The organism is Bradyrhizobium sp. SZCCT0148 (assembly GCF_018129985.1).
Lineage (GTDB): Bacteria > Pseudomonadota > Alphaproteobacteria > Rhizobiales > Xanthobacteraceae > Bradyrhizobium > Bradyrhizobium japonicum_H.
Genome location: NZ_JAFCKT010000024.1, coordinates 29,105 through 45,194, shown reverse-complemented (window position 1 = coordinate 45,194; position 16,090 = coordinate 29,105). Strand labels below are relative to the sequence as shown.

The following is a 16,090-nucleotide window of genomic DNA, read 5'->3' as shown; positions in this document are numbered from 1 at the left end:
GTCGAAGCGAGCCATCAAAGCCTCCCTTTGGGAAGCCTTGAATCACTCCGCCTCATCACCCGCAAGGGGTTTGGGTACAGAACCTAGTGAGCCACCAGCAAAAGCTGAAAGAGGCAATGGCAATGATCCAGGACATTGCCGAGCTTTCTCATGCAATTTTGTAGATGTCTTTAATGAGAATGCTCGAATTGGAGGGATGACGCAGCCGATCTACTTCGCCTTATGGCCCATCGCGGACCAGTTGGTGCGACCTGGCCCTGTCCGCTATTGACAACTGAACGGGCAAGGTGCCGCCTCCACGCGGGCTGATCGGGTTGACGAGTACACGCCCTAGCGCACGAGCGACTGGATCTCGCCGGGAACGCAGCCCGGGCCTATTTGTTGGTGCTGTCAGGACATATCCCGACAGGAACCCCATGTGCCGCTGGATCGCATACCGAGGCGAGACCACCTCGTTCGAGCCTTACGTCACCGAGCCCGAACATTCGCTGGTCGCGCAGAGCATCCGCTCGCTGCAATCGACAGCGGGCTCGAACGGCGACGGCTTTGGGCTCGGCTGGTATGGCGAGCATCCGGAGCCCGGCCTTTATCGCGAGACGCGCCCGGCCTGGTCCGACGAAAACCTGCGCTACCTCTGCCGGCATCTGCGCTCCCATTTGTTCTTCGCGCATGTGCGCGCCGCCACCGGCACGGCGGTGACGCGGCAGAATTGCCATCCCTTTGCCTGCGGCCACTGGATGTTCATGCACAACGGATTCGTCGGGAGTTGGAATCGGCTGCGGCGCAAGGTCGAGGCGCTGATCCCGGATGCTTACTATCCGTCGCGGCTGGGCACGACCGATTCGGAAGCCGTGTTCCTGGCGATGATGGGTGCCGGGCTCGACGGCGACCCGCTGGGAGCGACGCAGCGTGTGCTGAACGCCCTGGTCGGCCTCGTCAACGAAGGCCAGCTGCGCGAACGGCTCCGCTTCACCAGTGCGATCGCCAACGGCCGGGATCTCTACGCCTTCCGGGTCGCGGTCAACGACGCCGCGAACACGCTCTATTACCGGGAGGACGGCGGCCAGGTCATCGTGGTGTCCGAACCCTTCGACAAGGAATCGGACTGGATCGAGGTGCCGCCGAACCACGCGCTGATCGCACGCGCGTCAGAGAGCGTGAAGATTGTTCCGTTCGACGCGACAATTTGCAGTAGCGCCGACCGGGAACCCGCCCCGACCAGGAGGATTAGTGCCCGCAGGTGAGCTTTGCCGGGTGGGATATGACATTTGCTTCAGACGTTTTGAAACTGCTACGCCTCGATTCCTCGGGTGACAAACAGCATCTCGTGATTCGCTCTGCCGGCGGCGGGGCCAAGGCGGCTGAATATTCCTTCGGCATCGAGGAGGAGTACTTCCTGGCCGACCGCCGCACTTTCGAGGTCGCGATCCACACGCCCAACGAGCTGTTCGAGTCGGCGAACTGGTCGACAGGCGGCCAGGCCATGCGCGAGATGCTGCAATCCCAGCTCGAGGTCGCCACCAACGTCCATGTCGACGTCAACGACGCCCGCGAAGAGCTTCGCTTCCTGCGGCGCGAGGTCGCCAACGTCGCCGCGCAATATGGCTTCGCGATCATGGCCTGCGGAACGCACCCGACCGCGGTGTGGCGCATGTCGCAGCCGAGCCCGAAGCCGCGCTATGAGGACATGATCGAGGATCTGCGCAGCATCGGCCATCGCAACATGATGTGCGGCATGCACGTGCACGTCCAGCTGCCCGATCCCGAGAAGCGCATGGCGGTGATGCGGGCGATGCTGCCGCATCTGCCGCTGTTCATCGCGCTGTCCGCGTCCTCCCCGTTCTGGAATTCGCACAAGACCGGACTGAAGGGCTACCGCCTCGCCGCCTATTCCGAGCTGCCGCGCACCGGCCTGCCCGAACTGTTCGAGAGCCGGCAGGACTACGACGATTATGTCGGCGCCTTGCAGCGCTCCGGCGTCATTCCCGACGAGAGCCACATCTGGTGGGCGATGCGTCCTTCGATGCGGCATCCGACCCTCGAGCTTCGAGCGCCCGACACCTGCACTCTGGTCGACGACGCTGTCGCCATCGCCTCGCTCTATCGCTGCCTGACGCGCCACCTCTATCTGCGGCCGCATCTGTCGAAGGAGGTCACGGCGGTCGAACGCGCGATCGCGGTGGAGAACAAGTGGCGCGCCCAACGCTACGGCACCGATTGCATCTTTGCCTCCAAGGACGGACCGGTCACCATCGCGGAGATGCTCACCCGAATCATCGACGACACCGCCGGGGACGCCGAGGCGCTGGGCTGCACAGCCGAGATCGAGCATTGCCGCACCATCGTGGAGCGCGGCAGCTCGGCCGAATTCCAGCTTCGCGCCTACCGCGAAAATGGCGACGACATCACAGCCGTGTCACGATGGATTGCTACGACGACGACGTCGGGCACGATCGCGCCGATCGGGCGCAGTGCGCCTGCGCCGTCATAGCGCCCGCGCAAGCTTCGCGGACGAGAACGTCATTTCTGATTTGATACGCCGTAGAGGAATGCATGACTGACATCGCCCGGTGCGCAGGTTGCGGCCACAGCATGGTCCCGATCCTGTCCGAGAACGGCCGCGCGCGGCCGAACTGCTTGTGGTGCGAGGGCGTCGATGCGCGGACCATCGAGATGGCTAAGTGGGCGGACAGCCCGGCCGGCAAGCCGGATCGGGCTGCGCCTCACGCTTTCGATTGAGCCGGCTTCCGCGTCACGCCCGCGCCACCACGCGCGGCCGGAACACGGACTCGACCGTCGGCGCCCGAGCCGCGGCCGGCTTTCGCGTCGGCCGGCGTCGCGGGATGAAGAAATTGTTCACGAGGATCGGCTCGTAATCGCCGAGCGCGGTTCGCTCCTTCACCAGCAGGCTCATGACCGAGCGCATCTTGATGACTTCCTGCGCCACGAAGCTGCAGTCCTCCGAGCGATTGATCTGCTCATGCATGATGGCTTCGGCTTCGCGCATGCTGACGCGGAGCGCCCTGATCGTTCTGCGGATTTCGTTGATACGGTTGTCCATGGCTGCCTCCATCTCGGTCGCAGCATAAGAACAAAACATGAACAATCTGTCAATCGCCGTGGCGCTGGTCCCGGCGTCATCGCCGATGCCAAGGGCGGCTTCGTACCGATCCGTAGCCTCTGCCGTTGCACGCGCGTTGGCGAGCTTGCCGACAAATTAGACAGGCCCCGTCGCCGCGCCGCAATCGCGCCGCTGCGGCACGCGTCGGACGATCAGAGCCAGCCGTCGATCTAACCTCCCGTGCAACCACCGGATTTTTCCCGAACCGCCGCGTCTGCATCACGGTGCCGTGGACGCTTGCTGCTTCGCAAACCAACTGGCCCAAAATTCGCAATGACATGGCCAGCGAAGCAACGGCGCAGAGCGGAGAACGTCATGAACGTGCATGCGGGCGATCTCAGGACCACCGGCCTCACCCATCCGAACGGCGCGCCGCTCCGCCTCAACATGCAGGACTTCGTCGCCATCGACCGCGACCGGAATGCGAAGTTCGAGGCGACCTATCGTCCGCAAGCACTCTACAACCGCGCCAACGAAGGCTTTCACGCCAACAACGAAACCTTCCTGCTCCACGAAGTCGCGACCAACCTGCCGATCTACCGCCCCGACACGGGTCCCACCGATTTCCACCTGCATCTTCCACCCGGCGGCTTCCAGCTGGTGCTGGTGACCTCGGGCGCGTTCACCTTCGACTATGACGGGCGCTTCTACAATGTCGGCCCCGGCGCCGTAATGCTGCAAAGCGCGATCGTGCATCGCCAGCTGTTCTACACCTGGTCGGGACTGTCGACCGAAGAGAACTTGAAGACGCCGCAGACGGTGGTGCCGGATCCGGTCTCGATGGGCTATTCGGGCAAATTCCTCGAAGCGTTCATCACCGATCCCACCACCTTTCCGAATCCGACCATCGTCGGTCCGGACCAGATCAATGAAGCCGAGACGCCGCGCGTGGCCTGGAGCCATCCGCTGCACGATCGCCCGGCCAATGCCGGCTTCTGGCTTCAGGATCCGCTGGCGCTGGATGCTCTATTCAAGCCGCTGAGCGACGGTTCGATCAGATCGGCGCTGCCGGTTTACGCGCGCGACATCGGCATCGAAGCACCGAGCGGCCAACTCGTCACCGGGCACATCATCGCAACCGACCCGCGCGGCGGGTCGCTGCTGCCGAAGAGCACATCGTCATCAGCAGACGCCGCCTCGTTCGCCAAGGGCGAGGTGGTGATCTATCGCGTCATTCGCGGCACGGCCGAATTCAAGAACAAGGCGGGCGAGACCTTCGAGCTCGCGGCCGGCGACGTCGTGACCGCGGGCAAGAGCTCGATCAGCCTCATTGCGGTGGGAGAGAACACGCAGGTGCTCCGGCTCGGTCTGCTCAAGGGCATGAACGATCTCCGCAGCTGGACGCCGACCCAGCGCGACGAGATCGACGGTCTCGCCGGCCAGATCATCACGCAGAAGGACATTCGTCCGCTGCGCACCGAAGGTAAGCCGGTCGGATATCTCTACGGGTAGTCGTACAAGGAAGGGCCCGCCCAAGCGGGCCTGGCAAGCGATCTCGGACCCGCAGCGGCATCGTCGTCAGCGAGCGGCGCGAGCAGGTCTTGCCCGCCGGCACCGTCGTCCGCGCGCTTATTCCGGAAGCCGGTGCGCCGGAGAGGTCAGACACGCGTTGATATCGGCAGCCATCTTGTTGCGGTGCGCCTTGTTCAAGAGCGCGTCTCGCTCCGCTCCCGGTTCAAGGCTCGAGGCCTGCTCACGCAGCCTCACTGCATCGGCTGCGAGACGTTCGGCAAGCGAGGTCGCCTGTCGTGCACGGCTGCGGTTCCCAGTCATGACCAATATCCTCGTGGTGTGTCGGAGTGTGGCGAGATCAAGCCAACGTGTTTTGCGGATGAGATCCCAGCACCGCTCGTGTGATGCCGTGGCGACGCAATGTCAGCCATTGTCCTGAACCACTCGCGCGCTCCAGCTTGCGACGACGATTCAAAGAATGAGAGATTACCGTTCAATGCGCGCCTCCGGTCTGTGGCGGGAGCGCGGCAGCGTCTCTCTGTCACCGGGCGCCAAGCATATCCGTGCCCGTGATACTCTGAATATGGTGTCTCAAACGACATTCGCCAGAGCGTTGCCTGAGAAGCCGGTTCCTGCCCCCTTGTCGACGGCCCTAATCGACTGCCGGGCGGCATTCATCGGGTTAGGAACATCCCTCCCTCCCTTCTGTTGGACCTGCACGACATGACCGGTAAACGCGCATGCCGTCCCTCAAAATGGAGATTTGACCATGCGTGCACTCTGTTGGCACGGCAAAGGCGACGTCCGGGTCGACACGGTCCCGGATCCCAAGATCCAGCATCCGCGTGATGCGATCATCAAGATTACCGCCTGCGCCATCTGCGGCTCGGACCTGCATCTCTTCGACGGCTACCAGCCGACCATGGAGAGCGGTGACATTCTCGGCCATGAAAACATGGGCGAAGTGATCGAATTGGGCTCGGAAGTGACGAATCTGAAGATCGGCGACCGCGTCGTCGTTCCCTTCACGATCAGCTGCGGCAATTGCTGGTTCTGCCAGCAAGGATTGTTCTCCTGCTGCGACCGGACCAATCCGAACGCGGAGATCGCCGCCAAGGCGATGGGCCAGTCGCCCGCCGGACTTTTTGGCTTCAGCCACATGCTGGGCGGCTATTCGGGTGGACAAGCCGAGTATCTGCGCGTGCCGATGGCCGATGTCGGTCCGATCAAGATTCCCGACAGCATCACCGATGAGCAGGCGCTGTTCCTGTCCGACATCTTTCCCACCGGCTACATGGCTGCCGTCAATGCGCAGATCGAGCCGGGCGACACCGTTGCGATCTGGGGCTGCGGCCCCGTCGGCCAGTTCGCGATTCGCTCCGCACTCATGCTGGGCGCTGGACGCGTCATCGCCATCGACGAAGTGCCCGAGCGTCTCGAGATGGCGGAAGCCGGCGGTGCCGAAACCATCGATTTCTCGAAGTCCGACGTCCATGAGGAATTGATGCGGCGAACCAACAAGCGCGGTCCCGACAGCTGCATCGATGCGGTGGGCTGCGAGGCATCGGGCCACGGCTCGGCAGACGCGGTGCTCGACAAGGTCAAGGCGGCCACTTTCCTGGCAACAGATCGCGTTCACGTTCTGCGTCAGGCCATCATGGCTTGCCGCAAGGCGGGCACGATCTCGATCCCCGGCGTTTATGTCGGAATGGGTGACAAGATCCCGATCGGCGCCGCAATGAACAAGGGACTGACCATCAAGACAGGTCAGACCCACGTTCAGGCCTATACCAAGCCGCTGCTCGCCAAGATCGTCGAAGGCGAAATCGATCCCAGCTTTGTGGTGACCCATCCGGCCAGCCTCGAAGACGCGCCGGAGATGTACCAGAAATTCCGCGACAAAGAAGCCGGCGTCATCAAGGTCGTGCTGAGACCAGGACGTTAATCCGGAAGTATTCCTTCCCCACTCTCAAATGGCTGGCTGACGTCAGCGAAAGTGTCTTATGCGCATACTGAAAAAGCGTTCGCCATCGCTGGCGGCGACGACCCTTCGCACGCTCGCGGAATATCCGTTCGCCTCCGCCCTTGTCGCAGCGGCCGGCCTGATGGCAACAGCCGCGGTCGTCAATCGGCGCCTTGCCGACAAGGCGCAGCGCGACAACCCGCCTCAAGGGCGATTCATCGACGTCGATGGCGTTCGCCTGCATTACGTGGAGCGTGGTTCCGGACGCCCGCTGGTGCTGCTCCATGGCAATGGCAGCATGATTCAGGATTTCCAATCGAGCGGCCTGATTGACCTCGCCGCGAAAGACTATCGCGTCATCGTGTTCGATCGTCCCGGCTTCGGCCACAGCCTGAGGCCCCGCAACGTGGTGTGGACGCCTGCGGCCCAGGCCGACCTCTTCAAGGATGCGCTCGCGCAGCTCGGCGTCGAGAAGGCGATCGTGCTCGGACATTCCTGGGGCGCGTCGGTTGCGATCGCCCTGGCAAGCAGGCACCCCTCAATGGTCGAGGCGCTGATCCTGGCGTCGGGCTACTATTTCCCGACAGCCCGCGGTGACGCGATGATGGCGATGGCGGGACCGGCGATCCCCGGATTTGGCGATATCCTCAGTTACACGATCTCCCCGATCCTCAGCCGTCTGATGTGGCCGACGATGCTGCGCCAGCTGTTCGGGCCGAAATCCGTCCCGCAAAAGTTTGACGGCTTCCCCAAATCACTGGCGGTGCGTCCTTCGCAGCTGCGGGCCGGCGCGGCCGAGGCGGCGCTGATGGTTCCTGCTGCAATGCTGTCTTCCAAGACCTACGGCGAGCTGGCCATGCCGGTCACCATCCTGGCCGGCGAGGATGACCGCCTGATCGATATCGATGAGCAGTCCGGCCGGCTGCATGACGAAATCAAGCACAGCAAGATGCGTCGCGTCCCGAATGCGGGTCACATGATCCAGCAGTCCGACACGGCCGACCTGATGGCCGCGGTCAACGAGGTCGCGGCGGGCACGCTGCACTGAGGGCCTTATCGGGCCAGACGGATCTGAGTCCAAGGTCTGAAGGCAAGATACCGGAGCAACCTCGTTGCTTCGGTCTCTTGGCCTCGAACATCATTTGACTGGGCAGGATGGTTAGCTTTCGCTTCCGTCATGACCCGCGTCGGTACAGTCACTCGACTGCTTCACGCAGCAACGCGGGCTGACGATTGCATGGCCTCGCGCTGAGCGCGGGTGAAGTCGCGTTGCGTGACAGCTGACGCCGCCGGCCGCCTTGCCTGTCGCCACCAGTGGGCAACCTCACTTCAGTCTCTCAGCCTGAATGTGCAAGACAAAGAGCGGGTTCTGAAATTCGTCGGTGACTTCCATCCGCCATTCGCGATCGGGCTTGAGCCTGCCGTCCAGACCTTGAAGAATCCGACCTGCTGTGACCGTCGCTTCCTGCCAGGCGGCATGCCTGTCGGGCAATTCCTCGCCTACGCGGTCGAGGTCGTCGCAATGATGATAAATATGAAAAAAATATCGGGGCATGGAGGGTAAGCGGCAGCGCTGCAGCATGTTCCCCGGAAAGGCCGTCTGCTCCGGATGCACCCCCGGAGCGGCGCGGCCCAGAAGAATGTCGCGACGGAATAAACGATCGTCCCGATGCGCACGGCGCCTTGGCCAAATGATCGGTCCGTCGGGCAATAGGAAACCAGCCGGTGATCGCCGCCCTACTCCGCCGCCTGACGTACATGGCGCGCCGTCGGCGTGCGCATGGTGACCAGCTCTTCGGCCGCGGTCGGATGCAGCGCGATGGTCGCGTCGAAATCGGCCTTGGTCGCTTTCATCTTCACTGCGATCGCGACGACCTGCGTGATCTCGGCGGCGGCGTCGCCGACGATGTGGCAGCCGAGCACGCGGTCGCTCGCACCATCGACGACCAGCTTCATCAGCACGCGCGTGTCGCGGCCCGACATCGTCGCCTTGATCGGGCGGAACGAGGTCTTGTAGATGTCGACGTGACTGAATTGGGCGCGCGCCTCGGTTTCCGTCAGACCAACCGTGCCGACCTCCGGCTGCGAGAACACGGCAGTCGGGATGTTGGCGTGATCGACCTGCACGCTACGCTTGCCGAACACGGTGTCGGCGAAGGCATGGCCCTCGCGGATCGCGACCGGCGTCAAATTGAAGCGATGGGTGACGTCGCCGATCGCATAGATGCTGTCGACCGAGCTCTTCGAGAAATGGTCGACCGCGATGCCGCCGTTTGCCGGGTTGATGGCGACACCGGCGTTCTCCAGCCCGAGATTGGCCACTGCCGGATGGCGGCCGATCGCGAACATCACCTGGTCGGAGGCGAGGCTCGATCCATTCGACAGATGCGTGGTGAACTCGTCGCCGTGGCGGTCGACCTTGCTCACCGTGCAGCCGGTGAGAATGGTGATGCCCTGCTTCTCCATTTCGGCACGAACATGGGTACGAACATCCTCGTCGAAACCGCGAAGGATGTTGTCGCCGCGATAGATCACGGTCACGTCGGAGCCGAAGCCGGCGAAGATGCCGGCGAATTCCAGCGCGATGTAGCCGCCGCCCTGGATCACGATCCGCTTCGGCAGCTTCTTCAGATGAAATGCCTCGTTGGAGGAGATCACGTGCTCGATGCCGGGAATCGCCGCACCGTGGTTGGGCGCGCCGCCGGTGGCGATCAGAATGTACTTCGCGGTGATCTTGCGGTCGTTCTCGAGCAGGCGGACGGTGTGCTTGTCCGCGATCACCGCGCGGCTCTTGACGATCTGCGCGCCCGACTTCTCGACATTGGCGGTGTAGGCTGCCTCGAGCCGCGCGATCTCCTTGTCCTTGTTGGCAATGAGCGTCGGCCAGTCGAAGCTGGCGGGCGGGACGGTCCAGCCGAAACCCGCGGCATCCTCGAGCTCGTGGCGGAAATGCGAGCCGATCACGAACAGCTTCTTGGGCACGCAGCCGCGGATCACGCAGGTGCCGCCCATGCGATACTCTTCCGCGATCATCACGCGGGCGCCGTAGCCGGCCGCGATCCGGGCGGCACGCACGCCGCCCGAACCACCACCGATGACGAAGAGGTCGACGTCGAATTCAGCCATTGTCCACTCCGACCCCCATCAGGAATTACCGATCAGATAGTGTCTGTCAGATTTCCTTGCCACGCTTGCGCATCTCGGCGCGAAAAGCCCCCATCACGGTCTCGGAGAAGTTCTGGGCCCAGGAGTTCATGAAGGCCATGCTGAGCCCGATGGCGCGCGGCTCGGCGTCGATGAGCTTCTTGCCCAGCGGCGACTTGTAGAAGACGACGAGATCCTTCAGCTCCTGCTCGGTAAACTCGCTGGCGTAGATCTGTGCCATGCCATCGCCGATTTCGTTCTGACGGCCATTGAGCTGCTGTTCGACGATCGGGGCGACCTCGTTGAGGTCCTTCTGGTAGTTCAGATTCTGCTGGATCAGCGCGATCTTGGTCTTCTGGACGAGACCGGGCACGGCGCCCGCATACATCGCGGTGGCGTTCTTGATCTGCAGGATCTCCTTGGCCGCCGCAACCGCCGCGGGCGAGGCTTTCGGCTGCGCGGGTGCGGCAGCTGCCTTGGGCGCTGCCTGCTGCGCAGCGGCCGGGACGACCGTGAGGGCCAGTCCCATCGCGAGGGTCGCAGCCGGCAAAAACTTCAAGACGCTCTTCATTCCTAGTCTCCTTTCGGCTTACGCCGTTCAATCACGCGAATTCCCTCGCCGCCCGCCAGTACGGCCGAGCTGGCCAAGCCGATGAATAACCCGTGCTCGACCACGCCGGGGATCGCGCTCAACGCCTTGGCGAGACGCGCAGGATCCTCGATCCGTCCGAGCTTTGCATCGACGATCCAGTGGCCGCCGTCGGTGACGAAAACGTGGCCGTCCTTGTCCCCGCCTTTGGCCTTGCGGACCGCCATTTGCCCGGAAACGCCGCATTCGGCAAATGCCTTCTCGATCGCCCGGCGCGTCGCGCCAAGCCCGAACGGGATGACCTCGATCGGGAGCGGAAATGCGCCGAGCGTCGGCACCCATTTGGTGTCATCGGCGATCACGATCATGCGATCCGAGGCCGCAGCCACGATCTTCTCGCGCAGCAGCGCACCGCCGCCGCCCTTGATCAGGTTGAGTTCGGGATCGATCTCGTCGGCGCCGTCAATTGTGAGGTCGAGATGGTCGATCTCATCCAACGTGGTCAGCGGCACGCCGCACCTGACGGCATCGAGGCGAGTCGCCTCGGACGTCGGCACGCCGATCACCTTGAGCCCGGCGGCGACGCGCTCGCCGAGCAGCTCGACGAAATGCTTGGCGGTCGAGCCGGTGCCGAGCCCGAGCTGCATGCCGTCCCGCACCTCCTCGAGCGCGCGCGCAGCCGCCTGTCGCTTCAACTGGTCCATATCCACGTCTGCGCCCACCTCATGAGTCCCGAACGTGCCGCCGATCGTGGCCGCTTTCGGCGGCCTATGTAGCCTCGTTTGCCGCCGGAGAACAGGGTCTGGGGAACCAGGCTATAAGGTGATCTTATGACGCCGCCCCTTGCACTGGCCTGACCGGGCCGGTAGCGCTTGGACCATGACCCCTCACACCATCGTCTTCGATCTCGACGGCACGCTTGTGGATACGGCGCCCGACCTGATCACCGCGCTGAACCACGTGCTCGACCGCGAGGGGCTGCCGCCCGTGCCGATGGCCTCGGCCCGCAACATGATCGGCGCCGGCGCCCGCAAGCTGATTGAGCGGGGGCTGGAGGCCGAGGGCCGCAGCGTCACCCCCGCCGACATGGACCGGATGACCGCGGATTTCATTGCCTATTACGCCGACCATATCGCGGTCGAATCCCGCCCCTTCGAGGGGCTCGAGGCCGCGCTGGACCATTTCTCGGAACAGGGCCATCGGCTCGCGGTCTGCACCAACAAGCTGGAGTGGCTGTCGAAGCGGCTTCTGGACCAGCTCGACCTCAGTCGCCGCTTCGCGGCAATCTGTGGCGCCGACACCTTTGGCGTCCAGAAGCCCGACCCGACCATCTTTCGCGAAACGGTGGCGCGGGCCGGCGGAGCGGTCAAAGCCAGTATCATGGTCGGGGATGCCGGAACCGATGTCGGGGTCGCTCGCCGGGCCGGGGTGCCCGTGATCGGGGTCAGTTTTGGCTATACCGACGTTCCGATCGCCGAGCTGAAGCCGGACCGGCTGATCCATCATATGCGTGACCTGCCGGCCGCCGCCAGCAGCCTGATGACCGGATAGCACCGGCAAGCTATTCATATCTCACGTCTATTCGGCCGACCCTGCATTAGCCATTCATTAACCATGCGCAGCCCGGCGGTTGCCTGCCCCGAACGACACTCCTATGGTCCGCGCGGGGTATGTGGCGGTTCGTCGCAGCCGAAGTGGATGGGTCATGCGTCGTGTCATCGCGTTTGCGTTAGCCGGAGCGAGTGTTTTGGGAGCGTTAGGACTTGGGGGCTGCTCCTCGATGTCCTGGGACATGTTCAAATCGGCCCCACCGACGGTTCAGCTCCGGCTCGAATCCAACCCGGGAGCCGACGCCACGACCTCGCTCGGGCCGGGATGCAAGACCCCCTGCTCCGTCTCGGTTCCCGCCCCCGAGGCGCCCTTTACGGTTGCGTTCGTGCTGCCGAAGTACCAGCCGGCGAGCGTCCCGGTGAACGTGATCCGAAATCCCGGGGATTTCACCACGCCCGCTTCGGTGACATCAGACCCGAATCCGGTGTTTGCGGAACTCCAGCCGGCCACTCCGCCGAAACCGGTTCGCAAGCCGCACCGGCCGAGGAAGCCCAAACCGGCTGCGGCTGCGGCCCCCGCCGAATCCGCACCGGCCGCGGGCTCCCCGTTCCCCGATCCGAACGCCGGCAGGCGCTGATCTAAGTAGACCACCCGATTGTCCTCGTCGCGTCCGATGCTTAGATTGAATCCCGAGCACCGCTGATGCAAAGGTGCGCCCGACGCCGCAAGTGAGACAAGGCCTCTCCATGAACGGATCCACCGCGCTGTCGACCCCGATGACCGATCCGTTCGGGCGGACCATCAGCTATCTGCGCGTCTCCGTCACCGATCGCTGTGACCTGCGCTGCTTCTACTGCATGTCGGAAGACATGACGTTCCTGCCGAAGGCGAACCTGTTGACGCTGGAAGAACTCGACCGGCTCTGCACGGCTTTCATCGCCAAGGGGGTCAAGAAGCTGCGGCTCACCGGCGGCGAGCCGCTGGTCCGGCGCAACGTGATGACCCTGGTGCGCTCGCTGTCGCGCCATCTGTCGAGCGGCGCGCTGAACGAGCTGACCCTGACCACCAACGGCACCCAGCTTGCGAAATACGCAAGCGAGCTCGCCGATTGCGGCGTCCGCCGCATCAACGTCTCGCTCGATACGCTTGATCCCCGGAAGTTTCGCGAGATCACCCGCTGGGGCGAGATCGACAAGGTGCTGGAAGGCATCGAGGCCGCGCGCGCCGCAGGACTTGCCGTGAAGATCAACGCGGTGGCACTGAAGAGCCTCAACGAGGACGAACTGCCGGACCTGATGCGCTGGGCCCATGGCAAGGGGATGGACCTGACGCTGATCGAAGTCATGCCGATGGGCGAGATCGGATCGGGACGGATCGACCAGTATCTGCCGCTGTCGCTGGTGCGCGCGCGCCTCGCCCAGCAATTCACGCTGACGGATCTGGCGGAAAGCACCGGCGGCCCGGCGCGCTATGTCGGCGTCGCCGAGACCGGCGGCAAGCTCGGCTTCATCACGCCGATGACGCATAATTTCTGCGAATCCTGCAACCGGGTTCGCGTCACCTGCACCGGAACGCTGCACACCTGCCTCGGCCATGAGGATGCCTCGGATCTGCGCAAACCTCTGCGTGCATCCGATGACGACGCTCTGCTTGCGGATGCGATCGACCGCGCCATCGGGCTGAAGCCCAAGGGCCACGATTTCATCATCGACCGCCGTCACGACCGTCCCAGCGTCTCCAGGCACATGAGCGTCACCGGCGGCTGACACCGGCGGATTACGGTCTTATTCCCCTGAACTATCAACAAACTTCCAATTGACTGGCGGCACGCCCGCTGGTTTGGTGCGGCTGCCTCATGCCTGCGCGGCGAGACAAGCCACGCGCCCGTTCGGCGCAGTCAAGACGGCCGAGGCACACCATCGGGGGAGGACCTATCGTTGCAAGCGCTCCTAAAGCTGAGCCGAGGGATCGACGCGTTCACACGCTGGACGGGCAAACGCCTTGCGTGGCTGATCGTGGCCGCCGTCATCATCTCGGCGGTCAATGCGATCATCCGCAAGTCGTTCGACACGTCGTCGAATTCGTGGCTCGAGCTGCAATGGGTGCTGTTCAGCATCGTGTTCCTGCTGTGCTCGCCCTGGACGCTGCTCGACAACGAGCACATCCGCATCGACATCGTGAACAACGCGCTGCCGAAGAAGTTGCGCAACGTGATCGACCTGGTCGGTCACCTGTTCTTCCTCATTCCGCTCTGCATCGTCATGATCGTCACAGGCGTGCCGTTCTTCCAGCGCTCGATGCAGATCAACGAACAGTCCGGCAATGCCGGCGGCCTGCCGCAATGGCCCGCGAAGTCCCTCATCATGATCGGGTTCGCCATGCTGCTGGTTCAGGCCATCTCCGAATTGATCAAGCGGATTGCGGTGATGCGCGGACTGATACCGGACCCGCATGAATCCCAGGTCTCGGCGCTGGAGGCTGAAGTCGAGCATCTCGTCGAAGCGATCGAGAAGAAGTAGCCGTTGGCGACGGTTTAAGGGGGAATCATGACCGCGTTTATCATCGCCAATATGGCGCCCATCATGTTCGCGTCGCTGGTCGTCGTGCTGCTGCTCGGCTATCCCGCGGCATTCTCGCTCGGCGCCGTCGGCCTGTTCTACGCCATCATCGGCGTCGAGCTCGGCCAATTCCACCCGGACTTCCTGCAGGCGCTTCCCGAGCGCGTCTACGGCGTGATGAACAACGACACGCTGCTCGCCATCCCCTTTTTCACCTTCATGGGACTGGTGCTGGAGCGGTCGGGCATGGCCGAGGACCTGCTCGACACCATCGGCCAGCTGTTCGGCACCATCCGCGGCGGCCTTGCCTATGCCGTGATCTTCGTCGGCGCGCTGCTCGCTGCGACGACGGGCGTGGTCGCGGCGTCCGTGATCTCGATGGGCCTGATCTCGCTGCCGATCATGCTGCGCTACGGCTATGACCGCCGCGTCGCCGCCGGCGTCATCGCAGCGTCCGGCACGCTCGCGCAGATCATTCCGCCCTCGCTCGTTCTGATCGTGATGGCCGACCAGCTCGGCAAGTCCGTCGGCGACATGTACGAGGGCGCCTTCATCCCCGGCCTCGTGCTCGCCGGGCTCTACGCCCTCTACGCCTTCCTCGTCAGCATGATCTTCCCGAAGGCCACCCCGGGCCTGCCGAAAGAAGCCATCGGCTTCCGCGAGGAAAGTGGCGACCGCGGCCTCCGGTCCCTCGGCGTGCTGTTCCTGGCGAGCTGCGTGTTCGGCTGGTTCATGATGCGCAATTCCGAGACGCATGGCGCCGACTATGTCGTGCTCAGCATGTTCTACGGCATCATCTTCGCGTTCGCCGTCGCCGTGCTGAACTGGGTGATCGACAAGCTCACCGGCTTCCGCTTCCTCTCGAAGATGGCGCAGCAGACCACCTTCGTGATGGTGCCGCCGCTGTTCCTGATCTTCCTGGTGCTCGGCACGATCTTCATCGGCATCGCGACCCCGACCGAAGGCGGCGCGATGGGTGCCGCCGGCGCCCTCATCCTCGGCGCCGCGAAGCGGCGCCTGAGCTGGGATCTGATCCGGCAAGCCACGGAATCGACCGCCAAGCTGTCGGCTTTCGTCGTGTTCATCCTGGTCGGCGCCCGTGTGTTCTCGCTGACCTTCTACGGCGTCAACGGGCACGTCTGGGTCGAGCACCTGCTCACCTCCCTGCCCGGCGGCCAGGTCGGCTTCCTGATCTTCGTCAACGTCTTCGTGTTCGTGCTGGCCTTCTTCCTCGACTTCTTCGAGCTGGCCTTCATCGTGATCCCGCTGCTCGGGCCTGCCGCGGAGCATCTCGGCATCGACCTGATCTGGTTCGGCGTCATCCTCGGCGTCAACATGCAGACCTCGTTCATGCATCCACCGTTCGGCTTCGCGTTGTTCTATCTCCGGTCGGTGGCACCGAAGGAACGCTACACCGATCGCGTCACCGGCAAGCGGATGGACCCCGTCACCACCGGCCAGATCTATTGGGGCGCGGTGCCATTCGTCGTCATCCAGATCATCATGGTCGCGTTGGTGATCGCGTTCCCCTCGATGGTGATGCACTACAAGGGCGTGCAGTCCAACATCGATCCCAACACGATCAAGATCGAGGTGCCGCAGATCGAGCTGCCGCCGCTGGATTTCGGCCCGCCGTCGAAATAGCGCACGATCGTATCCACATCGTCATGGCCGGGCTCGTCTCGGCCATGACCCCTCCTAACGACGCGCAG

17 protein-coding genes are annotated in these 16,090 nt (G+C 63.7%); 11 read left to right on the top strand and 6 right to left on the bottom strand.

The features are described from left to right. Nucleotides 1-416: 416 nt before the first annotated feature. From JQ580_RS32495 to JQ580_RS32485, 3 genes are all read left to right on the top strand, one after another. A complete protein-coding gene (locus JQ580_RS32495; protein ID WP_212285248.1) occupies nt 417-1,244 on the top strand; it encodes a class II glutamine amidotransferase in 828 nt (275 codons plus the stop codon). 17 nt (nt 1,245-1,261) lie between these two features. Continuing rightward, complete coding sequence (locus JQ580_RS32490) at nt 1,262-2,491, top strand: carboxylate-amine ligase (protein ID WP_212285246.1); 1,230 nt, start codon at nt 1,262-1,264, stop codon at nt 2,489-2,491. 62 nt (nt 2,492-2,553) lie between these two features. Then, nucleotides 2,554-2,739, top strand: a complete 186-nt coding sequence (locus tag JQ580_RS32485) for a hypothetical protein (protein WP_212285244.1) — start codon at nt 2,554-2,556, stop codon at nt 2,737-2,739. Nucleotides 2,740-2,752: 13 nt separating this feature from the next. Here the strand turns inward: JQ580_RS32485 and JQ580_RS32480 are convergent, their stop codons facing one another. Next, nucleotides 2,753-3,061, bottom strand: coding sequence for a hypothetical protein (locus JQ580_RS32480; protein ID WP_249134604.1), 309 nt, complete (start codon nt 3,059-3,061; stop codon nt 2,753-2,755). Nucleotides 3,062-3,436: 375 nt separating this feature from the next. Here JQ580_RS32480 and JQ580_RS32475 point away from each other — a divergent pair, with 375 nt between their 5' ends. Then, the gene (locus JQ580_RS32475) at nt 3,437-4,573 is read left to right on the top strand and encodes a hypothetical protein (RefSeq protein ID WP_212285242.1); all 1,137 of its coding nucleotides are present in this window, start codon (nt 3,437-3,439) and stop codon (nt 4,571-4,573) included. A gap of 117 nt (nt 4,574-4,690) precedes the next feature. Here the strand turns inward: JQ580_RS32475 and JQ580_RS32470 are convergent, their stop codons facing one another. Next, nucleotides 4,691-4,894, bottom strand: a complete 204-nt coding sequence (locus JQ580_RS32470; RefSeq protein ID WP_212285240.1) for a hypothetical protein — start codon at nt 4,892-4,894, stop codon at nt 4,691-4,693. 448 nt (nt 4,895-5,342) lie between these two features. Here JQ580_RS32470 and JQ580_RS32465 point away from each other — a divergent pair, with 448 nt between their 5' ends. Together JQ580_RS32465 and JQ580_RS32460 are read left to right on the top strand one after the other, a co-directional pair. Continuing rightward, on the top strand, nt 5,343-6,518 hold the full coding sequence (locus JQ580_RS32465; RefSeq protein ID WP_212285238.1) for a zinc-dependent alcohol dehydrogenase: 1,176 nt from the start codon (nt 5,343-5,345) through the stop codon (nt 6,516-6,518). A gap of 58 nt (nt 6,519-6,576) precedes the next feature. Beyond that, nucleotides 6,577-7,584 carry an alpha/beta fold hydrolase gene (locus JQ580_RS32460; protein ID WP_212285236.1) on the top strand — a complete coding sequence of 336 codons (1,008 nt, stop codon included), beginning with the start codon at nt 6,577-6,579 and terminating at the stop codon, nt 7,582-7,584. A gap of 276 nt (nt 7,585-7,860) precedes the next feature. Here JQ580_RS32460 and JQ580_RS34035 read toward each other — a convergent pair whose 3' ends face one another. The 4 genes from JQ580_RS34035 to rpiA are packed head-to-tail and all read right to left on the bottom strand — an operon-like array spanning nt 7,861 to nt 10,979. Continuing rightward, complete coding sequence (locus JQ580_RS34035; protein ID WP_249134603.1) at nt 7,861-8,247, bottom strand: DUF6894 family protein; 387 nt, start codon at nt 8,245-8,247, stop codon at nt 7,861-7,863. A gap of 26 nt (nt 8,248-8,273) precedes the next feature. After that, nucleotides 8,274-9,662, bottom strand: a complete 1,389-nt coding sequence (gor, locus tag JQ580_RS32450) for a glutathione-disulfide reductase (protein ID WP_212285234.1) — start codon at nt 9,660-9,662, stop codon at nt 8,274-8,276. A 46-nt stretch (nt 9,663-9,708) separates the two neighbouring features. Continuing rightward, nucleotides 9,709-10,251, bottom strand: coding sequence for a DUF2059 domain-containing protein (locus JQ580_RS32445; protein ID WP_212285232.1), 543 nt, complete (start codon nt 10,249-10,251; stop codon nt 9,709-9,711). Nucleotides 10,252-10,253: 2 nt separating this feature from the next. After that, complete coding sequence (gene rpiA, locus JQ580_RS32440) at nt 10,254-10,979, bottom strand: ribose-5-phosphate isomerase RpiA (RefSeq protein ID WP_212285260.1); 726 nt, start codon at nt 10,977-10,979, stop codon at nt 10,254-10,256. A gap of 169 nt (nt 10,980-11,148) precedes the next feature. Here rpiA and JQ580_RS32435 point away from each other — a divergent pair, with 169 nt between their 5' ends. The 5 genes from JQ580_RS32435 to JQ580_RS32415 all read left to right on the top strand — a co-directional run bounded on the left by JQ580_RS32435 (nt 11,149) and on the right by JQ580_RS32415 (nt 16,022). Continuing rightward, nucleotides 11,149-11,820, top strand: a complete 672-nt coding sequence (locus JQ580_RS32435) for an HAD-IA family hydrolase (protein ID WP_212285258.1) — start codon at nt 11,149-11,151, stop codon at nt 11,818-11,820. Between the two features lie 154 nt (nt 11,821-11,974). Next, on the top strand, nt 11,975-12,457 hold the full coding sequence (locus tag JQ580_RS32430; protein WP_212285230.1) for a hypothetical protein: 483 nt from the start codon (nt 11,975-11,977) through the stop codon (nt 12,455-12,457). 109 nt (nt 12,458-12,566) lie between these two features. Beyond that, entirely contained in the window at nt 12,567-13,586 is a 1,020-nt protein-coding gene (moaA, locus tag JQ580_RS32425; protein ID WP_212285228.1) for a GTP 3',8-cyclase MoaA, read from the top strand. Nucleotides 13,587-13,757: 171 nt separating this feature from the next. Next, nucleotides 13,758-14,339, top strand: coding sequence for a TRAP transporter small permease subunit (locus tag JQ580_RS32420; protein WP_212285226.1), 582 nt, complete (start codon nt 13,758-13,760; stop codon nt 14,337-14,339). Between the two features lie 27 nt (nt 14,340-14,366). Then, nucleotides 14,367-16,022 (top strand): TRAP transporter large permease, encoded by a 1,656-nt coding sequence (locus JQ580_RS32415; protein ID WP_212285224.1) that lies wholly within the window; start codon nt 14,367-14,369, stop codon nt 16,020-16,022. Nucleotides 16,023-16,090: the final 68 nt, after the last annotated feature.